Source organism: Commensalibacter sp. W6292M3, assembly GCF_016101315.1.
GTDB classification, from domain to species: Bacteria; Pseudomonadota; Alphaproteobacteria; order Acetobacterales; family Acetobacteraceae; genus Commensalibacter; species Commensalibacter melissae.
This window is the reverse complement of record NZ_JACFQT010000001.1, coordinates 282,291-306,315: the sequence shown is the minus strand read 5'-3', so window position 1 is coordinate 306,315 and position 24,025 is coordinate 282,291. Positions and strand designations below refer to the sequence as shown.

Here is a 24,025-nt window from a genome sequence, read left to right as displayed (position 1 = left end):
AATTACAAATTAAAGAATAAAACGACTTAAATCACTTTTACTTGCCAAGGAAGCAACTTTTTCCGTTACATCCTTTGCCGTTATCTGAATCTCCTCACCTGAACGTTCAGAAGCTGTAAAAGAAACTTCTTCGAGAAGTTTTTCCATAACGGTTGCCAGACGACGCGCACCGATATTCTCAACTCTTTCATTAATATCCGTTGCCAATTGGGCAATTGAATCAATTGCATCATCCGTAAATTGTAACTTGACTTTTTCCGTTTCCATCAAAGCGATATACTGTTTCAAAAGTGACTGTTCGGGTTCTGTTAAAATCCGACGCATATCTTCACAGGTTAAAGCCGATAATTCAACACGAATCGGTAGACGTCCCTGTAGTTCCGGCAATAAGTCAGAAGGTTTCGCCAAATGAAAAGCACCAGAGGCAATAAAAAGTATATGATCGGTTTTAACCAGACCATATTTTGTTGAGACAGTCGTTCCCTCTATTAATGGCAGTAAGTCACGCTGTACCCCTTCACGGGAAATATCGGCACCACCACGCCCACCACTTCCCTCATAAGAACGGGCACAAACCTTGTCAATTTCATCCAGAAAGACAATTCCATGATTTTGTGCACGCTGTATAGCTTCTTGCACAAGCGCATCATTATCCAGAAGCTTATCAGATTCTTCACGAATTAATGCCTCCCGGGCTTTTGCAACCGTCATACGGCGTGATTTTTCAGAACGGTTCATGAACCCTTTCATCATATCGGTAAAATTGATAATCTGGGCCGATGGCATCCCCGGTATATCCATTTGATTAACAGGAGAGGATATATCCGCCACTTTAATATCTATTTCCTTATCCTCTAAATCGCCATTAACCAACATCTGCAGAAATTTATTACGTGTTTCTGCTGTCGCTCCCTCTCCCACCAATGCCGTTACTATTCTTTGATTGGCGGCATCTTTTGCCTTTTCAACGACATTGCGACGTTTCACATCACGCAACATGACCAAAGATGCTTCAACCAAATCGCGAATAATGCTTTCCACATCACGACCGACATAACCGACTTCGGTAAACTTAGTTGCCTCAACTTTTAAAAATGGAGCTTGTGACAAACGGGCTAATCGACGAGCAATTTCCGTCTTACCACAACCCGTTGGCCCAATCATCAAAATATTCTTAGGAACGATTTCTTCCCGCATCCGGTCAGGTAACTGAGCTCTTCTCCATCGATTGCGCAAAGCGATAGATACGGCCTTTTTTGCTTCATGTTGACCAACAATATAACGATCAAGTTCTGCAACAATTTTTTTCGGGGTATAGGTCGGGATTTGCATATATTATTTACTTTCTGCGTTCAAGGTCTCTACAACAAGGGAGTGATTGGTATAAATACAAATATCCCCAGCAATTTTCATGGCTCGACGTGCGATTTCTTCCGATGTTAGTCCATCAACAGTCAAAAGCGCCCTTGCGGCCGCCAGAGCATAATTACCACCGGAACCAATGGCTACCACCCCGCCTTCTGGTTCCAGTACATCACCATTACCTGTTAACGTGTATGAATGAACATGATCAGCCACAAGCAGCATTGCCTCAAGTCTTCTTAAGTAACGATCCGTTCGCCAATCCTGAGCCAACTCGACACAAGCCCTTTCCAACTGATTGGGATAACGCTCCAATTTCTTTTCCAAACGTTCCAGCAAGGTAAAAGCATCCGCTGTCGCCCCTGCAAAACCAGCCAATATAGAACCGTTTTGTCCTATTCTCCTGACTTTCCTCGCATTACCTTTTACAACTGTATTACCCAGTGTTACCTGGCCATCACCTGCTATTGTCACCTGCTTTCCGTAACGGACACATAAAATAGTCGTACCATGCCACTGAATAGGATCATACGTAGATAAAGTGTTATTTTGCATATCTAGGGTTAACCTTACATAAAATTATATGATAATAATTATCCGAACTGGTTAAGAAATCAATTCTTCTATACGCTTTGTCAAGACCCCAAGGGAAAAAGGTTTGGTCAACAATTGTATTTTATTGTCAAATGTCATGGTATTGATACCATGTGCATAACCAGTAATGAATAATATTGATAAATTCGGCCAGATCTTACGCGCAAATTCAGCAAGTGTGTTTCCATTTACTCCTGGCAACCCGATGTCGGTTAATAGTAAATCGACATGCATATGATTACAATCCAAATCTTGTAATAATGCCATTGCCTTTGTGCCATCTTCAGCGGCAATTACCTCAAACTGCATTTCATCCAGCAATTCCACCAATAATGGACGTAAAATGGAGTCATCCTCAGCAACCAAAATTATTTTTTTTGTTTTTTGTTTTTGTGCTTCAATCAACATTTCCTTATGCCTTTACGCCAAAAGGAAAAATATAGTGTTCAGACTCTATAATCATTTTAAAACTATATATTCACTTCGTTATCTATATTATCATTTAAAAAATATATTAAAAAGCAATTAAAGAATAAAATTATGCATCTACGTTTTATATAAAAATCATATTAGATTGGTGACATAATATAATATTAATTTTTGATTTCTATTTAATTAATTTATATTAATATTCAAATATGTTGATGGAAATTTATTAAATATCTATCTTTCCATTTCACTATATATGGGTAAATATATACTTATATTTGTTCCTGCCCCCAATTGACTTTGCACATTAACCTGCCCCCCCGACTGTTGTGCAAATCCATAAACCATTGCCATTCCCAGTCCTGTTCCCAACCCCATTTTTTTTGTTGTGAAAAAAGGTTCAAAAATATGAGCAATGGTTTCGGCACTCATTCCCTCGCCTTCATCCTGAATGATGGTGACTGCATAAGGACCCGAATTTAAATGAAGCCTTTTGCCTTCATCCGAACCAATATCTTTCTTATCCAAAATGATAGTTATTACACCTCCATTTTTCATGGCATCTACTGAATTGATACACAAATTCATGACAGCCAATTCAAATTGTGATGGATCTGTCTTAACCGTCAAAATACCCGATACATTATTTTTAAATTCAAGATGAATTCTATTTGATTGGTTGGCTTCAATCTGTTCTTTGAACCTTCTTTCATAACGCATCTGAAGAGTTTGAGACAATAGATCAAAATTTTTATGAATAATCTTGGTGAGATCCACTTCCTGCAAAGATAACTTCTTTCTTCTGCTGAAACTCAAGAGTCGCTCTGTCAATGTGCTGCCTTTTTTTGCCGCCTCCAAGGCATTGTTCTGCAAATGCTTAATTGTATCCATGATTTCAGAATTACCCGAAACCTCCAACAGCTCTTCGGATAATTCCAACGAGCCGATCATTGTTGTCAACAGGTTGTTGAAATCATGAGCAATTCCCCCAGCCATTGTACCAAGGGCCTTCAATTTTTCCGACTGCCGCAACTGCATTTCCAATTCTTTTTGTTTGGTGATATCCAGCTCCATCAGTACAGAAGGATGCGCAATTTCACCCTTTGCTCTATCCAGCAATAAACGGGTAATCATAAACCATTGTGACGATTGTTTGGAATTATTCGAGGGAACCTCCAATATCTCCACAAAGCGCTCCTCCTTTTTCAAACGCTGGTTAAATCTTGACAATTCTTGCGACGTAAAAGACGGTTCAATTTCCTCTTCTGTTTTTCCAAGGCATTCGGCAATGGTCAATCCACGCCGATTGGCCGCCAACTGGTTCATACGGGTGAAACGACCCTCCTCATCTTTGAAAGCAAGGCCATAGGGCAGATTATCCAACAGCCCTTTTAGCAATAAACGTTCATGCATTAATTTTCTTTGAAATTCTGATCTTTTAACTGCCCGTTTTACAATTTCCTTTACCATGAAAGGATCCAGCGGTTTTGGAATAAAAAACGATATTCCCCCTTCATTCAACGCCTTGATCAGAATATCCGTTCGGCTTTTTGGTCCCAAAAGAATACGTGTAGCAACAATTAGATTACGAACACGGGCAAAAAAAATATTTCCGAACATGCAGGGCATGAAATTATTATAGATAATGGTGGAAAAATGAGCCCCCTTTTTAATCATATCCAAGGCATGATAGGAAGATTCTGTAAGATATAAAGAGTAATCCTGACCCAGAATTTGTTTGAATTCCTTTAAAATCCTGGAATCATTATCAATGATTAATATCGAAGGCTGCGTATTGTTACCCATACCCAATTCTCTAAAAAGTATTTATTGATATATATGGTTTGCCTAGATCAATAATTAAACAGGATCTACAAAAATACCATTCCACTTATTTTTCTCAGAATATCTGATATGGCAAGTAAATTCACTGAAAATTAATATGTTTCGGTTCATTAATTATTTTAATTCAAAAAATTAAAGATTTATATAAAGAGTTTTATTATAAGATTTATATCAATATGCTACAGTGTATCTTCTTTTTATTCAGTTTAAGGGTAGTTTCGTGAATAAATTTTTCTCTAATAATACACGATCAGAAGAACGGCTAGGCCACATCAGCCAAGAATATACCGATTCAAGAAATTCATCCAAAGTGTCCAATCCATTTTTAAATATTCTCTGGTTCGCTTGTCATTTCTGCTTTTACTTGATCCAGCAAGTCGCCGAAATTTTTGCCCCGTTATTCTTGGTTATTGGTATCATATGGAAATTATTGCCTGCCATCACTTCTTCATTAATAGCCATTATCTCCTCATCAGATCCTCAAACAGGTGAGCTTGTGAAACATGGAGGCAACCTGATTCCCCATTCAATTATGATTGCAGGACATAGTTTAACTGCAGGAAAATTAATTTTCGATGGCGTTTTACTTATTATGTTAACCGCATTATGTGCGACCGTAACTGTTTATTTGGGACGTAAATTATAATCCATTTCCTTATCTGCCATGAAATCTTTCTGCAATGATTCAACTTGACAAGGTAAGCCTTTATTACAGACAAGACTGTCCGATTTTATCAAATGTCACACTCCATATTCCCCAAGGTAGTTTTTGCTGGTTAACAGGACCATCAGGAATTGGAAAATCAACCTTGCTCCAGATGTTCCATCTTGAAATAATGCCTAATGCTGGGCAATTACAAATTTTGGAAACAAACATACATAAAAACCGTCGTTCAACTATTTGCCACTTAAAACAAAGAATAGGCATCATTTATCAAGATTTTAAACTTATTCCCAATTTAAGCATTTATAATAACATCGCTCTACCCCTTCGACTGCAGAATACGGATGAATCCATAGTAAGTCGTTGGACAAATCGAATTCTCCAATGGATGAATTTGCAAAATAAGGCTGAACTATACCCTCGAACCCTTTCTGGAGGGGAGCAACAACGCGTTGCAATTGCCCGAGCTGTCATTCACAGACCTGATATTTTGTTGGCTGATGAACCCACCAATGCGCTGGATGAGGAACAGGTATTACGTTTAATGGATCTTTTTTTTGATCTTAATGATTTGGGGTGCACAATCATTATCGCCACCCATAATGATAATCTCATCCATCAATTCCCTGCCCCTAGACTAAAATTAAATAATGGACAAATACGAATTGATGATGCTGTTAAAACATAAAACCACTGATGGATTGAAAGTCAATCTGGCTTTACCCGGACAATTTTTAATTCCCCTTGTTGCTGCAATGACCTTTTTGGCCACCCTGATGATTGCGGGAACCTATGCTGGTCAAAATCTAGCAAATCGTTGGAATACAGGGGCAGCGTCCACAGTAATTCTACAAATTCCCCAAAATAACTTCCAGGTTTCATCTCAAAATACAAAACAAGAGAATTCCGACAATAATGCATCAATCCGGCAAATTATCACCCTTCTCTCGACCTCCAGGGAACTTGTCTCTTTTCACAAACTTGATGATAATGAAATAGATGAATTATTAGCCCCTTGGCTACATGAAGATTTTGACAATCTTGCCCTTGCCATTCCCGCAGTCATCGAATTACATTTAAAAAATAATACAAAAATTTCAGGCCAGCTTGCAACTTCCTTACGCAAAATCGAACCCAATATCGTTATTGAACAAAGTAACTTCTGGGGTCAACGCTTAAATGTTCTTGCAAATAGTTTGCAAACCTGTGCATTCCTTGCTTTTCTTACCGTGATTTTTGTCGCAGCCATTGTAATAGCCATCGCCACCCGAACTGGTTTGATACAATGCAAACAAACAATCGAAATACTTCATAATCTAGGCGCGTCAGATCACTATATATCCATACGTTTTGCACGAAGGAATGCATTTCTTTCCCTTATCGGAGGTGGCATCGGCTTAATTTTCTCAATTCCCTTATTGTTTTTTTTAACCTATCTTAGTCTGCCCTTCAGCAGTAATCCAAACTGGGAAACAGTTTATCAGGGGTGGTTTAGCATTTTAACCTTGTTACCATTTAATCTATTGATTTTAATTATTATTTTACCTTTGTGCAATTATTTTATAGGCTGGATTTCAACAACATTCATTGTTTATTATTGGTTAAGACATTTGACATAAAATGAAAAAAAAAATCTCTCAGAATTTTTTGATCAAGATTATTGGAATCATTATTTTTTTATGGTTAAGTGGTTTTGTTGTTTTTATATATGATTTGTTAAGTTTCTCATCTATCCCCCCTTTAACGGACGGTATCGTCGTATTGACCGGTGGAATCGGAAGAATCCATACAGCTATTAGATTTCTTGAAAAAGATTGTTCTCAATATCTGCTTATATCTGGAGTTGGAGCAACAACAACCCTGCAAGATTTAAAGAATTCAATTACGAATTTTCCTGCAATTTCATGTCAAGACCATATTTTACTGGGACATAATGCAACGTCCACCATGGGTAATGCCATTGAAACAGCGGCATGGGTTCATTATTACCGTTTGCAATCCCTGACGGTAATAACTTCAAATTACCATATACGTCGAGCCATTCTTGAACTTAGAAACCTTCTATACGATATTCCTCTTTATCCCTTCTCGATCAACACCATCAATAAGGATAATGTTTTAAAAATATCTTCTATTCGATTATTATTTATCGAATACAATAAGCTACTTATAGCCTATACAGGATTAATTCACACGACAAAACCAAAGCATGATTTAATCAATATTAAACATTAACGGATTTCATGACCTTTATGACTTTTATTCGATCACTACTTTTCTCAATATATTTTTTTACCCTAACCCTGTTCATGGGTCTTTTTGCTTTTTATATCCGTTATTTTGCAAAAAAACATGCCTTGGCCTATGCACAATTATGGACTGAGCTTTCAATCAAGGGTCTTACAAAAATCTGTAAAATAGAGATTGATATAAAAGGCAAGGAATTCTTACCCAATGACTCATCTTTTATAATAGCATCTCAGCATCAATCCGCCTTTGATACCCTGATATGGATGAATCTTTTACCGCGTCCTGCCTATATAATGAAAAAAGAGTTGATACATCTTCCACTTGTCGGGCCAATGCTTCTCTTATCCGGAATGATTCCCCTTGACCGTCAAGGGGGTGCAAGGGCTTTGAAAAAACTTGTCATAAATTGTAAAAACGCTATAAAAGATCAACGACAAATTATTATCTTTCCTGAGGGTACACGTTCACAATATGGTAAAAAAGTTAAACTGCAAGCCGGTGTTGCAGCTATTGCAAGTCAACTTGACCTTAAAATTGTTCCAGTTAGCACCAATTCAGGGTTACATTGGGGGCGCCACTCTTTCCTAAAAAAACCTGGAACAATTTATATTAATTTGCATCCAGTCATTACAGACCTGTCAAATCGCAAGAAAGTGTTATTTGCCATAGAAAAAAGCTGGGATAATAATATCATGTAACATTTTTTATGAATTGTGGATAAGTTGGTGGATCTATTTATTGAAAATAAAATAACTTTAAAAAAAAGAACACAACGAAAAGATAATAATTTGCGCCTACAAGCCATTCTTTACGATTCCTTTTCGATTTAACACATGCTTTGACAAAATGTGGATAATTTACCGATAATTAATAATTCTCCATAATTATTATCGCAAAATTAAATCTTGCTAAATCATGCTTGCTTACTTAATATCCACACATTAAAAATTGAAATCATTCCTTTTTAAACCTATCAAAATTGATCTTTTGCCTTACGTAAGCGTGCAAACTCCTCAACGGTCAAGGCCATCAAAAAAGGATTGGTTCTCTTTTCAATTGCCAGCATGACAGGCAAGGATGGTTTATTTTCCGAACGCAATTGCTGCACTTGCTTCAAACGATTTAACAAATCTTCATTGTTTGAATCCACTGTCAGGGCAAAACGACCATTATCTTCAGTATATTCATGAGCGGCATAGACCATAATTTCATCAGGCAGGGACTTTATCCGTTTGAAACTTTGAAACATCTGTTCTGGACTACCTTCGAATAAACGACCACAACCAAGGCTAAATAGAGTATCTCCTGTAAAAATTATACCTAAATCATATGAATAATAACAAACAGATCCCAGAGTATGACCTGGCGTATTTATAACTTCAAAAAAACCGAAACCCAGGTCGATATGTTCATGATCCTGTACATAATCCGTAGCATCCACAATACTGTTTCTTTCTTTATCAGGCGCATATATCTGACAATTAAATTTGTCTTTCAATTGGCGAATGCCCTCTGTATGATCTGAATGATGATGCGTGACAAGTACCGATTGCAAATTCAGCTTTTTATCTTTTATAGTATTAAAAACGGGAGTAAAATTACCAGGATCGACAATAGCTGCATTTCTGGTTTTTTTATCATATAATAGCCACGCATAATTGGTTTCATAAAAAGGAATAGGCTTAATAAGAACAGACATTCTCTTTCTTTATTTCAATATTTTATTCTTGTATAACAAAACGATTCTTCTGGAAATCAATAATGAATCCTAAGGCTAATTCTAGTATTATACCAAATAATACTCAACCAGGATCAGTGATCTATCTTACAGATAAGTTTCTGCACCTGTGGCCAGATCTACGAGGGCTTTCTTTACTCACCCTTGGTACTATTCCTCAAGATTTCATTCTGCAATCTTCACCCCATAATCATATTCAGGGTAATCTTGCAGAGAACCTAAATGAATTATCCAATTTAGAAAATTTTCCATCAGTAAAAACATGTTGTTTTACATACAATCGTTTTCCTTTCGCAAAATGCAGTTTTGACCGAATCATTTTTTATCCATTCTTTCCGATCGGCATCTATAACATTCATAAAACTTTAAGGTCTTGTTGGGAAATTTTAAATGATGATGGCAAAATTTTGCTTTTACTTCCTAATAAATTAAAATGGTGGGGAATATTTAATTTATCTAATTTTTTTGAGTATCAAAAAAAAAGTTTTTACATTTATCAATTAAGAAAAATATTAAAAGAACATATGTTTCAACTTGTTTATTATGAAAAAATTATTTATTTTCCATCTAAAATAATGAATTCCTTTTCCCTATATGGAAATAAGCTGTTAGAATTTTTAGGTCATTTTTTCATTCCCTTTGGAGGAGAATACCATCTGATTGAAATCCGAAAAAATCTCTATGCCCCGATTACAATCTTTTCCGCTTCAAAAAAAAGAATTTTAAAACAAAAATTACCGAAACCCAACTGGAATCGCAAAAGAAAATTGTAAAAATAACAAACGACCATCCCCTAAGGAATTCCCTGATGTCTATTTTACATTCAATCCGAACAAATATTAGTAAACCGCACAAAGCTGGATACCCTTTTCTCTGCATCTCTGCTTTGATAAGTTTTATTGGCTATCGCATTCATGCTCGGATCGGATATTTAATTGGTCTTATAGGAAGCTTATTTTTTGGGTTTTGCTGGTATTTTTTTCGTAATCCCAAGCGAATTATCCCCCATAAAAATGATATTCTTATTTCCCCAGCAGATGGAACCGTTTCAGCCATAAACTATATTCCCCCTCCTGTTGATTTAGGTTTGGGTGACAAACCGGTCTGGCGCATCTCTATTTTTCTTTCCATTTTCAACGTCCACTTACAACGCATCCCTGTCGCTGGAAAAGTTACCGCACGATCATATATCAAGGGGAAATTTTTTAACGCATCACTGGATAAAGCATCAGAACATAATGAACGCAACGCAATTTGCATAACTTTACCAGATGGAAAAAAGGTGGTGGTTGTTCAGATTGCCGGATTGATTGCCAGAAGAATTGTATGTAATGCCGATATAAATCAACAATTTAATATGGGTGATATTTATGGGTTGATCCGATTTGGCTCCAGAGTGGATCTTTACCTGCCCGATGGGTGTCAACCCTGTGTTGAGGTTGGGCAAACCATGATCGGCGGCGAAACAATTGTTGCAAAATTATAAACGCTCTTTTAACCCAGAACATAAATTAATGTTACGACAAAAAATTCGTCCTCGAGTCAAGGGAATTTCCTTTAATCGGATTATTCCAAACTTATTGACAATCCTTGGATTGTGTGCCGGTCTGATCAGTATTCGCAGTGCAATTCATGGAAGATTCAATGAAGCTGTTATCGCCATATTGATTGCTGCCTGCTTTGACGGGTTGGATGGGCGAATTGCCCGTTTATTACGTGGTACAAGTCGATTTGGTGCAGAATTGGACAGTCTTGTCGATTTTTTATCCTTCGGGGTTGCTCCAAGTCTTGTCTTATATTTATGGTCCCTTAAAAATGGAGGGGATTATTCTTTTATTCCCTGTGCAATATTTACGGTATGCATGGCTTTACGTCTGGCACGGTTTAATGCCGCACTTGATGATAACAAACCTCAATATGCCAGCAATTTTTTTACGGGTGTCCCTGCCCCGGCAGGTGCTGGAATAGTTTTATTTCCTGTTTTTCTTGGCTTGGAAAGCAAGCATTATCAAATTGATTTTCTTAATTCCATCGCCCATTCCGAAATCCTGACAATTACAATTTTAGTCATAACATCTTTTTTGCTGATTTCTACCTTGCCGATCTGGTCATTCAAAAATTTTAAAATTCCCACACCTTACGTCATGCCTATATTTTTAAGCACCTGCATCTTCGCAACTATTCTGGTAGCAGATCCTTGGGGAACCTTGGCTTTAAGCGGGATTTTATATCTGGGTCTAATTCCGCTGAGTTATCGCAGTTACCATCGTCTAAAAGCTGATGCCCAGACAATTCTTGTGAAGACGAAAAAGGGGGAGGACTTTTTGAATAAAAATTAGAAAACGTATTCCGTTTCAATTTCATTAAACAATCCATAATTGTGGAAGGTAAAGGCGGACATCCTTCAATTTGCAAAATACATTCCTCGTCACCAACATTTTCATCCAAGATCGCATAATTACTTGCAAAAATATGTCGGTTAATTGCACATGATCCAATTGTTACAATCGCTTGTGATTTAGAAATCAATTTCCAGCTTTTTTCAATATAAGGAAGCATAGCACGAGTAATCAGCCCTGATATTAACAACAAGTCTGCATCAGCAGGATGTCCAACAAATTTTATCCCCGTATCTTTTATATCATATGCGGTCCCGTTTAAGGCCTGCAGTTCAAACGTGCATCCATTACAGTCTCCGCATCCAATATGAAATACATGTATATCCTGTTTTTTTTGACCGGCAAATTTTTGAACAGGTTTTATTTTTCCAGTTAATGAATCGATTAACGATTTAATAAAAACCACTAGTTTTCCTTTTATAGATCTACGCCTGTTACCAAATGACCAAATGACGCCTTTATCAATACATGATTATCAAAATGTTCATTTTTTAATACATCTTGCAAGACATAGGCTTGATTGGCACCAGGATCACGTATAAATACGTCTTTTATAACCCCCGCTTCTAGTCTCACATAATACCATAAATCCCCTTGTACCCCTTCACAAACACCAACCCCTTCCCCATTTAATTTTTCGATAATAATTTCTTGAGAGGATTTGAACGCTTCCTCATTATTTTCTTCCCTTAGAAGTATATCGATTATATTTAACGATGTTTTTATTTCAACAAACCATGACTGCATACGTGCATCAACATCCCCTTTTGTAAAATTCGGAGGTGGCAGCCATTCCAATCGGTATTCAGACATGTACCGACGCAAATCCACATCCCGTCCGGAAGCCCGCCCAACAATTCCACCTATATTGAAATCAATCGCTTTTTTTAGAGATAAAATTCCCATATTTTGAAGATAGTCACCCAGGCCAGGCAAGGTTATAGCCAGATTAAATGCCTGATCAATCAGATATTTAATTTTTTTAGGAAAATGTCTTTTTTTATCATTTTCTTGCCCTAAAAAAACGGCCCCGGGAAAAACACAATCCATTAACCAGCGATGCCCGAAATAATGTATATTCCAACGCATAAGAAGTTCACGCGCCAAATCACACCGGCTGGCAACCAACTCTACTTCTAACACGCGAAATAAGCGTGTTAAATAAAGCAGATAGGCTGCAACTCTGGATAATTCAGAATATAAGATACGTTTTCTCAAAACAGGCAAGGAAGGGACAAAATTTGCAATATCTTCAATCGCATGAGAAAAGGCAATCTGATGCGCAACGGAATCAAGTGCGTTAATACGGCTTATTAAAGGTAATATTTCCAAACTATTTCTATTATACAGATTGGATAGAATTCCTCTATGCGTATATCCGTACACTGATTCAGCTCGGATAATCCGCTCACCCATATTAAGAAAACGCCACAGCACAGGCAATTTTTCTGTCGCATTGGAGGGATCAATAACCGTTATCTCCCCTCCATTATTCAGTAAATGAGAGACAGATGGATTTTCTTGTCTTTCTGGAGGCCATAAGACAGGCCCTGGTTTTTCTGACAATGGCCAGCAATTATTCCATAAACCCCGATCCAACCATGGGCGTAAATCAACAGCATTCATTGCTTCCTTACCCCATAACTCCCAGATCATTCTTTCATATATAATGGCAGCGGGTCTTACAGAAGACAAGGCCAGATAACGGTTCATTGATGCGGAAATACGAACGCCAATGGGCTTGTATCCATTCTCAAGAAATAAAACAAAAACAATATCCTCCTTACACCACATCGTAAGAAACATAAGCCGATCAGTTTTTAATGCCGCAAGCATCTCCGTCCATTCTTGTTCATCAAGAGAAATGAAAAACCTACTATCTGTTTGATGATTTTTAAGACAATCTATTAATTTTAGGGAACGCTGAACAAATGTTTTTTTATCAACCATTTTTCAGAAACAATCACTTTTGTATAAACTGCATTGCAATTTGAAATAGCCAATATTTGGCAATGATAGGAATAACCAAAGAGGGTAAAAAAATCAGGCTCAATAAACATCCACCCTCTTTTGTAAAAATATTTCGAGAAAATAATTGAATATTATTTTTTTTAAACAGAAAAAAGCCTCTTACAAAAAACAATAAAAACAAGCATGATCCCAACCAGGGAAACTGTGCAAACAAACTCGCAATCAAAATTGCACATGCAAAAAATATGCCAAATGGCGGAAATGCAGATATGGCAATGACAAACCAACCTCTAGAATCCACAGCAAAAGGACTTTTTCGAAGAATATACCCTAACGGTGCATAAATAACCAGAACGGTTATGAAAAGGCAAAAACTGTATAAACCCTGAAATCCATTGGAAAAAATACCAGCCAAAGCTGCCAAAATAGTGATCAAAAACGGGGAATACAAAAAAGGATCATCATTCTCCTTTATAATAATGATAATGAAACTGATCAACCCTAATATCATGAGAAATGATTGAGGGTTTTGATAAGATGAGATTTGAAATAATCTTATGAATAAGGAGAGAAAAGCAACTGGGATGATAAAAAAGATAATACTGCCAATTAAAGTGGGCAAATGATTGACAAAACGTAGAAAAGTAATGAATACGGGAAACAACCCGATCATTTGAACAATACTAAACGCCAGGATAAAACTGCCAAAACGGGGTAACAAGGGATAGGTTTGTCCAACAGATAACTCAAGAATGAAAACACCCATCAAAGCCATTATCATAAAAAAAAGCATATAGCGGAAGTATTCCCAGGCCGCCTGTATCTGTTCTCCCCCACCATGAATAAAACAAGCCAAAAAAGACAGGAAAATCATGCTATGCAAACAAATCTGCGCTATAAAAAAATTATTAATAGCTACAGCCATCATGGCGGTACAGATAATTAATTGATAGAGGCCGAAACTATAGGATAATTTTTTTTGCTTTCCAGATGAACTTAATTGGCCAGGAACCATGAATTTCAAAACTATTGATGCAATAATGCTACCTATAGCGATCATAACCCTTAAAAAACTTGTTAACTCATCATGTTTCCAAATAACGGAAAGATAAAAATCATCATGAATAAATGCCGATGCAACCGTAATAAAAAAAAGGATTATTGTTACAATAAAATGACATCGGATTTTTGCACGCTGATGACGACAGGCATAAATTCCTATGATTCCTGCCACGGGCCAGAGAACACAACTCCAATACAAAATTTTTGCTAAATCACCATTTCCGAACACAGTCAACCTGTCCAAAACGTTGCATGATAAAAATAGAAGCTAGCAAAAACACAACATAAAAAGCAAAAAGAGTAAAAAATGCATAGAATTGACTATTCAATCCAACGACAAGGGTTAAAGCATTCAATACACATAGCATACCAGCAATTTGTCCTCCGATTGCTTGACTGCTCATGCTATAAAATACCCCAACCAGAATTATAGATAAAACTATTCCATATTCCAAGCGGAACAATGAAGGCGGCAATACATGGACAACAAAGGAAACAGCAAGAATGGTCAAGAATAATCCTGTAAATAAGGTTTTCAAAGTATACTGGAAATATTGTCCTTTCAAAATGACTGTAAAAAAAATTGCCACAATGAAAAGCATAAAAAAACTCAATAACGTAATTTTACTGTTAAGTGCATTCTGCCAACCAGATAAAAGACAGCATCCCGTCAGTATAGAATGAATAACTGCCTGTAACGAAGACGAGGAAATGCCGCTTATCGTAATCAGTAATAGCAGACTCATAAAAAAGGCAAATACCATTCTATATTCCGCCTAAACCTGCAAAATAAATGACAACGGCCACAAAATTCAATACTGTTGCGATACCAATCTTGTAATAACCCTTGGACAAAAATAAGAAATTTCTCATTATAGAAATTACAATACATTCTATGACAATTTTACCACTCCATGCCAATAATCCAAAAAAAGCGGTTAACAACCAATACATCAAGGATTTTGTCTGTAAATCAAAGATGGCAATACTCTGGGGCCATATCAAAAACGCAATCAGGGATAGCCAGATCAGAAACTGGAGACTGGAAATATAAAACAAGATTGCCTTCTCGTCTCCATCAAACCCATCTTTCTCAATAAAATTCAAAAAATCCGGTATATCTAGAACAAGAAAAAATAGAGAACATGCACATATAAAAAGAGGGCATAGGGCCAAATTTATCAAACTTGTGGAATTATGAAAAAAAAGGACAATATGCGAAAGCTCTGTACTTTTTGTATTTAAACGGCAAACCATAGCGATCAGTAAAATTGCAGGAATATACATGAAGGTTTGGAACATAATCCGCTGCGAATTTTTGAAACATAACAGTGAGCAATCTTGAAAAACAAGAAAAAATATCAAAAAAGGTACAAATATTAACAATATCGTAACAAAGATAAAATCGGAATTATTGTTAACCAGGGTATTTGTTGAAAATATCGGAATAGATATTGCCACAGTTACTAATAATCCAATAGTTATTAAATAAATCATGGTATTGACAGACAATATTTTTTTAAAAAGAAAATTTAAAATTCGTGAATATATAATTTTGATATTTTGTAATACATATTGGGATGATTCCAAAGGTTTTCCCTGAATTTTTCCATTCAACCTTTCCATAAACACCATAATTAAAGGTGCCATACCTAAAATCAATAATACATGAAATAGGATCATTAATAGGGACATCAGCCAATACAGAAATATCATCTAACAAAAAATCCTATTAATAACAAAGAGATAATAATTATAGATATAAAAACTTTCTGCTCATTTTCCCAAATCAATAAATTAAAATAATTTCTATAATTAGAAAAGCAACGATAAAATTTTACACTTTCTACATATCCTTTACGTTTTATAACCAAATATTTTTTAAAAAGTAAAATATCAGCCAATGTATAGATGAATGTTTTTTCACCAAAACCGAAACTTGTTTTATCAACATGACCCTCATAGACACCCTGTTCTGAAACAACATATTTTTTTGTTTGATTTATCAACGCTTTAAATTTAATTTTCTCTTTCACAAGATAAAATAAACCCGCCAAGATTAATAAATATATCATTGGAAAAACAGGGGAAAACGAAAATTGCAATTCATCATTTTTGAATGCAAACCAGTATAATTTTTCCGTGTGAATTAGATTTTTTTTTATTGGATAGATTAGAAACGATATTATTCCCGGGCAAAAGGACAAAAGAAATAGACCGGATAAATAAATCCTGATCCCTTTTCCTTTTTTTTGTAAAAAATTAAATGATAATTTTGACGATAGATTAAATTGATACCGATTTTTTTTATAAAGATTTATAAGTAAGTTGATCCATCCCAGAACCAAAAAAAGAAAAATAACAGAATTACATCCTATAAAAAATAATGCAAATATCATATTAAATAAATAATGACTGAATATGACATTCATGCCTAGTTGCAAATTCCCCCATAACAGCGTAAATCCGGGAAATGGAGGAAAACCAGATAACAACAGTGCGAGGCAAAAAAAGGTACAAATTGAAAGTGCCGTATTGATTTGTCTTTTCAAAAAAAATGTTAATAGAAAAGCCAGTGCAAATCCTAAATTCTGAATTAGTAATCCAAAGAAAAGAAAATCATACGTCAAAGACAGTATGGCTAATTTTTGAAAATGAATTGAAAATAAAAGGATGCAAACAAGCTCAAGCCATAATGCATTGTTCAAAGAATATAAATATCGTAACCGATCGTATACAGTTATACTTTTTAAACTGGACCAACCCAAACGCAATGCAGATGTTAAGCCTAGAAATCCAGTAAATAAAATCAAGATAAGGGAAAATTTGTAATCATTAACACTGATGATAAATCTTAATAATGCATAAAATCCAATCAAGCTTTTTAAACAAATCAAATAGAAAGAAATATCACCAATTCTATTAAGTTTCTCATCAGATTTTTCGTTATGAAAAAAATCAAATAATCCAAGCAGAAAACATATAGGCAAAAGCGATAAAAAAAACAGACAATCTATATTATTGGATTGCATAATCCTAGAAAAATCAATATCTCTTGGACTAAACAGGTTATCACTCATAACAGGTAAAAAGCTCATGACCCCCAACAAACATGCAAAAGCAATCCAATAAACCAAATTTTTCTTCTGATCTGCCTGATAAATAATCAATAAAACCAATGATAAAAGAAAGATCAGAAAAAAGAAATTTCCTGCAACAAAAAAGGATATGGCGATAATATTTAAAAAGAGGAAATAACAATTTTTAGACAACAACGGTTGATAATATAAGAATAAAAAGGCAGTCGTAAACAACAACAAAAGGAAAAAACAAGATAGTCCATCTAAATAGAAACTGATTTTATATACGTCACTTAGAATAAAAGGATAAAATGATAATGGGTCGGAATGAAATACCAGTGCAAGAAAGGCAAGAAAAACCCCAGTGATAGATCCATAAAGTGGAAAACTAAAAAATAACTTAGGAAAGTAATATCTTTCAGATTTTATAAACCCAACGTTAACAAGATAGAGTATACTTGTTTGATAAAACAATAAAACGATTCCTAATATGATCAAACACAAAATTAATGTTGACAGAATTTTACCCCTAAAAACTCATAGTAATTTCAAATAATATGATTTTACGAATAATATTTCATAATCGCTTGATCAACTGTATCAACCTTTTTCCCACCCTTTTTCTGTTTGTTTCCAATAAGTCAAATCATGCCCAGCCTTTTTCAGTTTACGCCACCGTTCACGAGCCGCCAATACAAACTGTTCCTCTTTTCCATCAAATAAATCGAACACCCGTTCAAATTGACTGATATCATTCACTGATTGACCATGAACAACAAACAGATAGGCTGCCTGGTTTGGATTTTCCTCAAAAGTCGTCAACCAAATTGGTTGCCATTCAGGATATTCATCCCGATAGTCTTTTGCATGACAACCATGTGGTAACCAAATAGGGTTTATAATATTCCATAAAATCTCTGTCAGTTTTTTCAACTGTTCATCATCCTTGCATAGAACAATCCCTTTTTGTTTTTGTTGTCTTGTGCGTATCAGCAAAGAGGGAAGCGCCTGCTCCATACTTGTTCGGGTCAAATGATAAAAACCAACAGAGGTCATCGAATTCCTTTATTTTTCGTAATAAGTTTCAACAAAATGGTTTAACAGATTTACACCGAAAGCTGTCGCCCCTTTTGGACCGCAATAATTGGGTTTTGCCGTGTAGGCTGTTCCGGCGATATCCAAATGAGCCCATGGAGTATCATTAACGAATCGTTTTAAAAATTGTGCGGCGGTAATGGATCCTCCATCACGCCCACCAATATTTTTCATATCCGCAAAGTCAGAATTGATCGCTCTATCATAAGCATCGCCCATTGGCATACGCCATAATTTTTCTCCGGAATCATGACCGGTTGTCGACAATTTACCTGCCAGTTCATCATCATTTGAAAAAAGACCGGCATATTCATATCCAAGTGCAACAACCATGGCTCCGGTTAATGTTGCAAGATTGACCATGAAACGCGGTTTGAAACGATCCTGCGTATACCAAAGTAAATCTGCCAGTACCAATCGTCCCTCTGCATCCGTATTCAGAACCTCGATTGTCTGTCCAGAGGCACTGCGAACTATATCTCCGGGACGTTGCGCATGACCAGATACCATGTTTTCAACCAAACCTACAACACCAATGACATTCACCTTGGCTTTACGCTTGGCCAGAACAGACATCAATCCTGTTACAGTCGCGGCGCCAGCCATATCCATTTTCATGTCTTCCATGCCATTCGCTGGTTTTAAGGAAATCCCTCCGGAATCGAAAGTGACACCCTTTCCAAGAAAGGCGAGAGGCGGATCTTTATCATCAGGATTTCCTTTCCATTGCATTACAACCGTATAAGGTTCGTTGTTACTACCTTGAGCCACACCCAGAAGAGCACCAAAACCTAATTCTTGCATTTTCTCTTTATTGATTACTTCAACCATAAGGCCCAATGATTCAAGCTTTTTGATACGATTTACAAATTCGGCAGGGTTTAACTGATTAGCGGGTTCATTAACAAGATCCCTGGTCAAATAGACCCCGTCAGCCACCGCAGACAAGTCCGTCCATTGTTTTTGCGCCCCTTCATAGTCAGAAGCCATAATTTTTATCGCTTTTAATTGCCTGAATTCATCTTTTTTACTTTTATCAAGGCAATATTTTTTAAATTCATAATTTTTCAAAACGGCGCCTAAAACAAGATACCCCGCATATTCCGTGAAATCCCAGTCCGCCATAATATGAAAAGATTCCACTTTCCTTTGCAAGGCCTGAAGCGCAATTCCACCTGCTTCTTTGGCTTTACTGACGGAAAACTTATCCTTCATTCCCAGACCAACGACCAAGATATAATCATGATTTTCATCAGGAGAAACAATTTTGCAAACCTGTCCAAACTTACCCGTATAATTATCTGCCTTCATCGCCCGATCCAGGGCATTATGAATAATCTTATTAATAACCTTTACAGAATCACCACCCTCATCATTCTCAAACGAGAATAACACAATATTACCTTTTTCTGGTTTATGCAGGTTCGTAAACTGAATATCGAGTGTCACGAAATTATCTCCCCTAAAATAAAGTTACTATATTCTATTCAAATTTATCATTGATCGTAGTATTTATGACTATAAATTACGTCCATTTTTTGAAAAAAAGATACCGAAAATCAATCTGTCACTGATTTTAAAGTATTTTTCTCAGCTTTCTGCCTATCTTATCAGATCAATTGACCCTAGTGTTGGATTTTATTTAATGACCCATTTTTCTGATACAGAACTTGTATCGAGAGTTATCTCCATTGCTCAACAGGCTGCTGACGAGATCAATTCTATTCGTAAAACGAATTTTGACATAAAAATCAAAGACGATTCAAGCCCTGTTACCGAGGCTGATAAAGCTTCAGAAGTAATAATTATTCAGGGGCTGAAAAAATATACTCCCTCTATTCCCGTTATCGCTGAAGAGGAAATAGCTTCAGGGATACAAATTCCGGTAAAATCCGAATTCTGGTTGGTTGATCCCCTGGATGGAACAAAAGGCTTCATTCAACATAGTGACAATTTCACGATTAATATCGGTCTGATAAGGGATCATAAACCTGTTCTTGGTGTTGTGGCCTGTCCTGCTTATCACGAATATTTTTTTGGTGTTGTGAATAAAGGGGCTTGGAAAATTGATAAAACTGGCCGAATTATACCCATTCATGTTCTTTCCCCACCCAATCAACAGTTTCGTGTTCTTTTTTCACCTCGATGCATAAAAAATCCATCCTTTGAAAAATTTTTGAAATTATTTAACACTTCATCTGTTGAACGTTTTGGTTCAACCTTAAAAATCCTGCGCATTGCAGAGGGAAAGGCAGATTTACACCCTCGTTTCAGTCCAACCATGGAATGGGACACCGCTGCACCTCAGGCAATTCTCGAGGCTGCAGGTGGAATTATTCACGATTTCAATAATCAGCCATTGCAATATGGTAAAAAAAATTGGAGAAATCATAATTTCTACTGTTCAAGCATACCGATTGATTCTTATTTAAAAAATACAGACTTTTAATTTCAATGACACTTTTACTTACCAACACGCCATTCAATATCCACAAAGCCGCCTCGATTTTACATGATGGCGGATTGGTTTCCTTTGGAACCGAAACAGTTTACGGATTGGGCGCCGATGCCACCAATAACCACGCTATCGCAAAAATTTATCAAGCAAAAGGACGTCCAAATTTTAATCCGCTTATTATCCATTTTGCACAACTTGAGCATGTTTTCCAATTTGTTGAAAAGAATGATCTGGCATATGAATTGGGTCTTAAATTTTGGCCTGGTCCATTAACTCTTATTTTAAACAAACAAAAAAACACACAAATCAGCCAAGCCGCAACAGCTCATCTGTCAACAATGGCCGTCCGTATTCCAAATTCGTTAACAGCCCGTCAGCTTATTGAATACAGTCAAAAGCCGATTGCCGCACCTTCCGCCAATGTTTCGGGCCACGTCAGTCCTACAACAGCTCAACATGTCTATCAGGAACTTAATGGAAAAATCGATGCTGTTTTTGATTCTGGTCCGTGTCAAATTGGTGTCGAAAGTACAATTTTGGATGTAAGCGATGATTATCCCAAATTACTTCGACCTGGCGGAATTTCTGCTGAATCTCTGAGTTCCATTTGCGGACCGCTATCTTTTAAAGATTCTGTAGAAACAAAAATCACCGCACCCGGGCAATTAAGTTCGCATTATGCACCTTCTTTAACGGTTCGTCTGAATTGCACACATGTTTTGGCAAATGAAGCATTGCTTGCCTTCGGTACAACCACCTTACAGGCCCCTCTTTCGGTTAACCTAAGTCCGACTTCAAATCTTGAAGAAGCTGCGAGGAATTTATTTGCAAATTTGAGATTTCTTGATACAGAAGGGAAAAAACTCGGATTGCAAAAAATTGCCGTTATGCCTATTCCCGATTATGGCATCGGTCGGGCTATTTGTGATAGACTTCAACGTGCTGCCGCACCTAGACCATAGTTGGAATCATGACCGAAAACATTGATAAAAAAGAGCTGAAAATACTGGCCGATATCCTGGCTTTGGTTCTTGAAAATGAACCAGGTCAATCAGCAAATGCCCTTGAAACCCTGAAAAAAAGGGCAAAAAAGAATATGGTTACTGGTGGAGCAATAAAAAACATTTTTTATTCCATTGCGGAAAATCCACCAAAACCTGAAACAAAACCATCATCCCGCAGTCGTAAAAGCACTACTAACAATGCTGATCTTATCAAAGCACGATCACAGATTACCAGCCTTACTCAAGATATTAATCGATTGGATACTGTCATTCGCAGCTTACGGGTTCAAAACGAATCGTTACGTTCCGAATTATTGTTGACGCAACAATCACGGGCAGAAATTCAATCAGTACTTTATAGTAATCAGGCCAAAGAACCCTTTAAAAAAATTCTTGGCATCATTTTTTTCATTTGTGGTTTATTAATTGGCATTGCCACTACCGCTATTTATCACTCTGTTTCTTCAACACCCCCTCCAAATAATTCAATTTATTTAAATTAATGTGAGTTTTTATGGATAATTCTGATTTTATCAATAACCTGACCTCTATTCTTGACACACAAGGAATAATTACAGATCCTAAGGAAAAAATTTCCTATGATACGGATTGGCGCGAAATTTTTCACGCTAACAGTCTTGCCGTTGTCCGTCCAAAAACAACAGAGCAGGTTGCTGAAATTGTAAAATTATGCAATGATTACCAAATTGCAATTGTACCTCAGGGCGGAAATACAAGTCTGGTGGGAGGAGCCTCCCCCACTCCAGATAAAAAACAAATCGTGCTTAGCCTCAATCGTATGAATAAAATCAGGGATATCAATACAATTGACTACACTATGACCGTCGAAGCGGGTCTTGTTCTTGAAGAGGCGCAAAATATTGCTCTCAAATCTGATTTATATCTCCCAATCATGATATCATCACAAGGATCAGCCCAAATAGGCGGAATTATCGCCACCAATGCAGGTGGTAACAACACCTTACGTTACGGTAATACACGTGAATTCATTCTAGGATTGGAAGTTGTTACAGCAAAAGGTGAAATTTTAAATATTTTGCGGCATTTGAGAAAAGACAATACGGGTTATGATCTTAAACAATTATTTATAGGATCAGAGGGAACGCTTGGCATTATAACCGCGGCAGTTATCCAGCTGCATTCGAAACCAAAATCAACTGAAGTTGCGTTATGCGCCCTTACAGACATCCATCAAGCCTTGAAACTTTTAAGACTTTTTCACAATTATAATCCTGCTGCACTACAAGCTTTTGAATATATTTCATCAACAGGAATGCAATTAGTTCGTTCTAATATCGAGGACATCTATTTTCCCCTTGAAACAGAAACATCAACTTATATTTTGGTTGAACTGGCTCTGCCTGAAAAAGGAGATAAATTAAAAGCATTACTGGAAACCGTTCTTGAAGAGGCTTTTGAAAAGGGAATTGTATTGGATGCAGTTCTGGCCGAAAGTGAAACTCAACGGCAAAACCTATGGAAATTGAGAGAGGAACAAGCCGAATCCCAAAAAAGGGCTGGTGCAAATATCAAAAATGACGTTTCCGTTCCAATTTCAGCCATTCCTGAATTTATTGTTCGTGCCACCCAAGCTTGCCAGGAAACGTATCCAGGTATCCGCGTCGCACCATTTGGTCATTTGGGGGATGGAAATATCCATTTTAACCTTGTTCAGCCTGAACATGAAGATCCTGATGAATTTATGCAAAAAAGTCACAATTTAATGAATATTGTATCCAAAATCGTGTTTGATCTACACGGTTCTTTTTCAGCAGAACACGGTGTGGGACAACTTAAAAATTATATGATGTCCGAATGGAAAAGCGAAACTGAACTTGATTTGATGCAAAAAATCAAAAAGGCACTTGACCCCGATAATCTTTTAAATCCTGGAAAAATATTCCCTAAATCTTAAAGATCACGAATAAAATCATCTGCAACTTATTCAGAAAAAAATAAATTAGTAATATTTTATTCTTGCAATATCTGCCTAGAATAAAATATTGCTATTATCATTCGTTATTATAATTAATTTTACTTTTGTATTTAATTA

At 36.4% G+C, this 24,025-nt stretch carries 25 protein-coding genes and 1 pseudogene; 13 read left to right on the top strand and 13 right to left on the bottom strand.

The window, feature by feature from the left end:
- Positions 1 to 9 precede the first annotated feature (9 nt).
- The 4 genes from hslU to H3T57_RS01395 all read right to left on the bottom strand — a co-directional run bounded on the left by hslU (position 10) and on the right by H3T57_RS01395 (position 4,191).
- Entirely contained in the window at positions 10 to 1,332 is a 1,323-nt protein-coding gene (hslU, locus tag H3T57_RS01410) for an ATP-dependent protease ATPase subunit HslU (protein WP_198192757.1), read from the bottom strand.
- A gap of 3 nt (positions 1,333 to 1,335) precedes the next feature.
- The gene (gene hslV / locus H3T57_RS01405) at positions 1,336 to 1,917 is read right to left on the bottom strand and encodes an ATP-dependent protease subunit HslV (protein WP_198192756.1); all 582 of its coding nucleotides are present in this window, start codon (positions 1,915 to 1,917) and stop codon (positions 1,336 to 1,338) included.
- Positions 1,918 to 1,968: 51 nt separating this feature from the next.
- The gene (locus H3T57_RS01400; protein ID WP_198192755.1) at positions 1,969 to 2,364 is read right to left on the bottom strand and encodes a response regulator; all 396 of its coding nucleotides are present in this window, start codon (positions 2,362 to 2,364) and stop codon (positions 1,969 to 1,971) included.
- 255 nt (positions 2,365 to 2,619) lie between these two features.
- Complete coding sequence (locus tag H3T57_RS01395) at positions 2,620 to 4,191, bottom strand: ATP-binding protein (RefSeq protein ID WP_198192753.1); 1,572 nt, start codon at positions 4,189 to 4,191, stop codon at positions 2,620 to 2,622.
- 259 nt (positions 4,192 to 4,450) lie between these two features.
- Between H3T57_RS01395 and H3T57_RS01390 the strand changes: the two genes are divergently transcribed.
- From H3T57_RS01390 to H3T57_RS01370, 5 genes are read left to right on the top strand one after another with little or no spacing between them, the layout of a single operon-like run.
- Positions 4,451 to 4,876, top strand: coding sequence for a hypothetical protein (locus tag H3T57_RS01390; RefSeq protein ID WP_110438332.1), 426 nt, complete (start codon positions 4,451 to 4,453; stop codon positions 4,874 to 4,876).
- Between the two features lie 34 nt (positions 4,877 to 4,910).
- The gene (locus H3T57_RS01385) at positions 4,911 to 5,582 is read left to right on the top strand and encodes a cell division ATP-binding protein FtsE (protein WP_122123853.1); all 672 of its coding nucleotides are present in this window, start codon (positions 4,911 to 4,913) and stop codon (positions 5,580 to 5,582) included.
- Entirely contained in the window at positions 5,563 to 6,513 is a 951-nt protein-coding gene (locus tag H3T57_RS01380; RefSeq protein WP_198192748.1) for an ABC transporter permease, read from the top strand. The genes H3T57_RS01385 and H3T57_RS01380 overlap by 20 nt, the downstream gene beginning before the upstream one ends.
- Before the next feature lies 1 nt (position 6,514).
- Positions 6,515 to 7,129: a YdcF family protein gene (locus H3T57_RS01375; protein WP_198192747.1), complete on the top strand. Its 615-nt coding sequence runs from the start codon at positions 6,515 to 6,517 to the stop codon at positions 7,127 to 7,129.
- A 17-nt stretch (positions 7,130 to 7,146) separates the two neighbouring features.
- Positions 7,147 to 7,842 carry a 1-acyl-sn-glycerol-3-phosphate acyltransferase gene (locus H3T57_RS01370; protein ID WP_232349703.1) on the top strand — a complete coding sequence of 232 codons (696 nt, stop codon included), beginning with the start codon at positions 7,147 to 7,149 and terminating at the stop codon, positions 7,840 to 7,842.
- A gap of 275 nt (positions 7,843 to 8,117) precedes the next feature.
- Here the strand turns inward: H3T57_RS01370 and gloB are convergent, their stop codons facing one another.
- Positions 8,118 to 8,843 carry a hydroxyacylglutathione hydrolase gene (gene gloB, locus H3T57_RS01365; protein WP_198192746.1) on the bottom strand — a complete coding sequence of 242 codons (726 nt, stop codon included), beginning with the start codon at positions 8,841 to 8,843 and terminating at the stop codon, positions 8,118 to 8,120.
- Between the two features lie 62 nt (positions 8,844 to 8,905).
- On the opposite strand from gloB, the gene H3T57_RS01360 reads away from it, so the two are divergent.
- The 3 genes from H3T57_RS01360 to pssA are packed head-to-tail and all read left to right on the top strand — an operon-like array spanning position 8,906 to position 11,221.
- Positions 8,906 to 9,655 carry a hypothetical protein gene (locus H3T57_RS01360; RefSeq protein ID WP_198192741.1) on the top strand — a complete coding sequence of 250 codons (750 nt, stop codon included), beginning with the start codon at positions 8,906 to 8,908 and terminating at the stop codon, positions 9,653 to 9,655.
- Positions 9,656 to 9,687: 32 nt separating this feature from the next.
- Positions 9,688 to 10,368, top strand: coding sequence for a phosphatidylserine decarboxylase (locus H3T57_RS01355; protein ID WP_255549906.1), 681 nt, complete (start codon positions 9,688 to 9,690; stop codon positions 10,366 to 10,368).
- A 28-nt stretch (positions 10,369 to 10,396) separates the two neighbouring features.
- The gene (pssA, locus tag H3T57_RS01350; protein WP_155567148.1) at positions 10,397 to 11,221 is read left to right on the top strand and encodes a CDP-diacylglycerol--serine O-phosphatidyltransferase; all 825 of its coding nucleotides are present in this window, start codon (positions 10,397 to 10,399) and stop codon (positions 11,219 to 11,221) included.
- Positions 11,222 to 11,249: 28 nt separating this feature from the next.
- Here pssA and H3T57_RS09190 read toward each other — a convergent pair.
- From H3T57_RS09190 to H3T57_RS01320, 6 genes and pseudogenes are all read right to left on the bottom strand, one after another.
- Positions 11,250 to 11,687 (bottom strand): annotated as a pseudogene (locus tag H3T57_RS09190) (NADH-quinone oxidoreductase subunit B); the annotation flags it as partial.
- A gap of 11 nt (positions 11,688 to 11,698) precedes the next feature.
- Positions 11,699 to 13,231: a hypothetical protein gene (locus H3T57_RS01340; RefSeq protein WP_198192739.1), complete on the bottom strand. Its 1,533-nt coding sequence runs from the start codon at positions 13,229 to 13,231 to the stop codon at positions 11,699 to 11,701.
- A 13-nt stretch (positions 13,232 to 13,244) separates the two neighbouring features.
- The gene (locus tag H3T57_RS01335; protein ID WP_198192738.1) at positions 13,245 to 14,543 is read right to left on the bottom strand and encodes a hypothetical protein; all 1,299 of its coding nucleotides are present in this window, start codon (positions 14,541 to 14,543) and stop codon (positions 13,245 to 13,247) included.
- Positions 14,527 to 15,060: a hypothetical protein gene (locus tag H3T57_RS01330; RefSeq protein WP_198192737.1), complete on the bottom strand. Its 534-nt coding sequence runs from the start codon at positions 15,058 to 15,060 to the stop codon at positions 14,527 to 14,529. The genes H3T57_RS01335 and H3T57_RS01330 overlap by 17 nt, the downstream gene beginning before the upstream one ends.
- A gap of 19 nt (positions 15,061 to 15,079) precedes the next feature.
- Positions 15,080 to 15,616, bottom strand: a complete 537-nt coding sequence (locus H3T57_RS01325; protein ID WP_155580710.1) for a hypothetical protein — start codon at positions 15,614 to 15,616, stop codon at positions 15,080 to 15,082.
- Between the two features lie 410 nt (positions 15,617 to 16,026).
- Complete coding sequence (locus H3T57_RS01320; protein ID WP_198192734.1) at positions 16,027 to 16,350, bottom strand: hypothetical protein; 324 nt, start codon at positions 16,348 to 16,350, stop codon at positions 16,027 to 16,029.
- Positions 16,351 to 16,744: 394 nt separating this feature from the next.
- Here H3T57_RS01320 and H3T57_RS01315 point away from each other — a divergent pair, with 394 nt between their 5' ends.
- A complete protein-coding gene (locus H3T57_RS01315; protein ID WP_198192731.1) occupies positions 16,745 to 16,909 on the top strand; it encodes a hypothetical protein in 165 nt (54 codons plus the stop codon).
- A gap of 1,085 nt (positions 16,910 to 17,994) precedes the next feature.
- Here H3T57_RS01315 and H3T57_RS01310 read toward each other — a convergent pair.
- Together H3T57_RS01310 and H3T57_RS01305 are read right to left on the bottom strand one after the other, a co-directional pair.
- Positions 17,995 to 18,450 carry a DNA polymerase III subunit chi gene (locus H3T57_RS01310; protein WP_110438344.1) on the bottom strand — a complete coding sequence of 152 codons (456 nt, stop codon included), beginning with the start codon at positions 18,448 to 18,450 and terminating at the stop codon, positions 17,995 to 17,997.
- Positions 18,451 to 18,459: 9 nt separating this feature from the next.
- Positions 18,460 to 19,938: a leucyl aminopeptidase gene (locus tag H3T57_RS01305; RefSeq protein WP_198192730.1), complete on the bottom strand. Its 1,479-nt coding sequence runs from the start codon at positions 19,936 to 19,938 to the stop codon at positions 18,460 to 18,462.
- A 196-nt stretch (positions 19,939 to 20,134) separates the two neighbouring features.
- Between H3T57_RS01305 and cysQ the strand changes: the two genes are divergently transcribed.
- From cysQ to H3T57_RS01285, 4 genes are read left to right on the top strand one after another with little or no spacing between them, the layout of a single operon-like run.
- Positions 20,135 to 20,938: a 3'(2'),5'-bisphosphate nucleotidase CysQ gene (gene cysQ, locus H3T57_RS01300; RefSeq protein WP_110438346.1), complete on the top strand. Its 804-nt coding sequence runs from the start codon at positions 20,135 to 20,137 to the stop codon at positions 20,936 to 20,938.
- A 5-nt stretch (positions 20,939 to 20,943) separates the two neighbouring features.
- Entirely contained in the window at positions 20,944 to 21,909 is a 966-nt protein-coding gene (locus tag H3T57_RS01295) for an L-threonylcarbamoyladenylate synthase (protein WP_198192729.1), read from the top strand.
- Between the two features lie 8 nt (positions 21,910 to 21,917).
- A complete protein-coding gene (locus H3T57_RS01290; RefSeq protein WP_110438348.1) occupies positions 21,918 to 22,454 on the top strand; it encodes a hypothetical protein in 537 nt (178 codons plus the stop codon).
- A gap of 11 nt (positions 22,455 to 22,465) precedes the next feature.
- Positions 22,466 to 23,887 (top strand): FAD-binding oxidoreductase, encoded by a 1,422-nt coding sequence (locus tag H3T57_RS01285; RefSeq protein WP_198192727.1) that lies wholly within the window; start codon positions 22,466 to 22,468, stop codon positions 23,885 to 23,887.
- Positions 23,888 to 24,025: the final 138 nt, after the last annotated feature.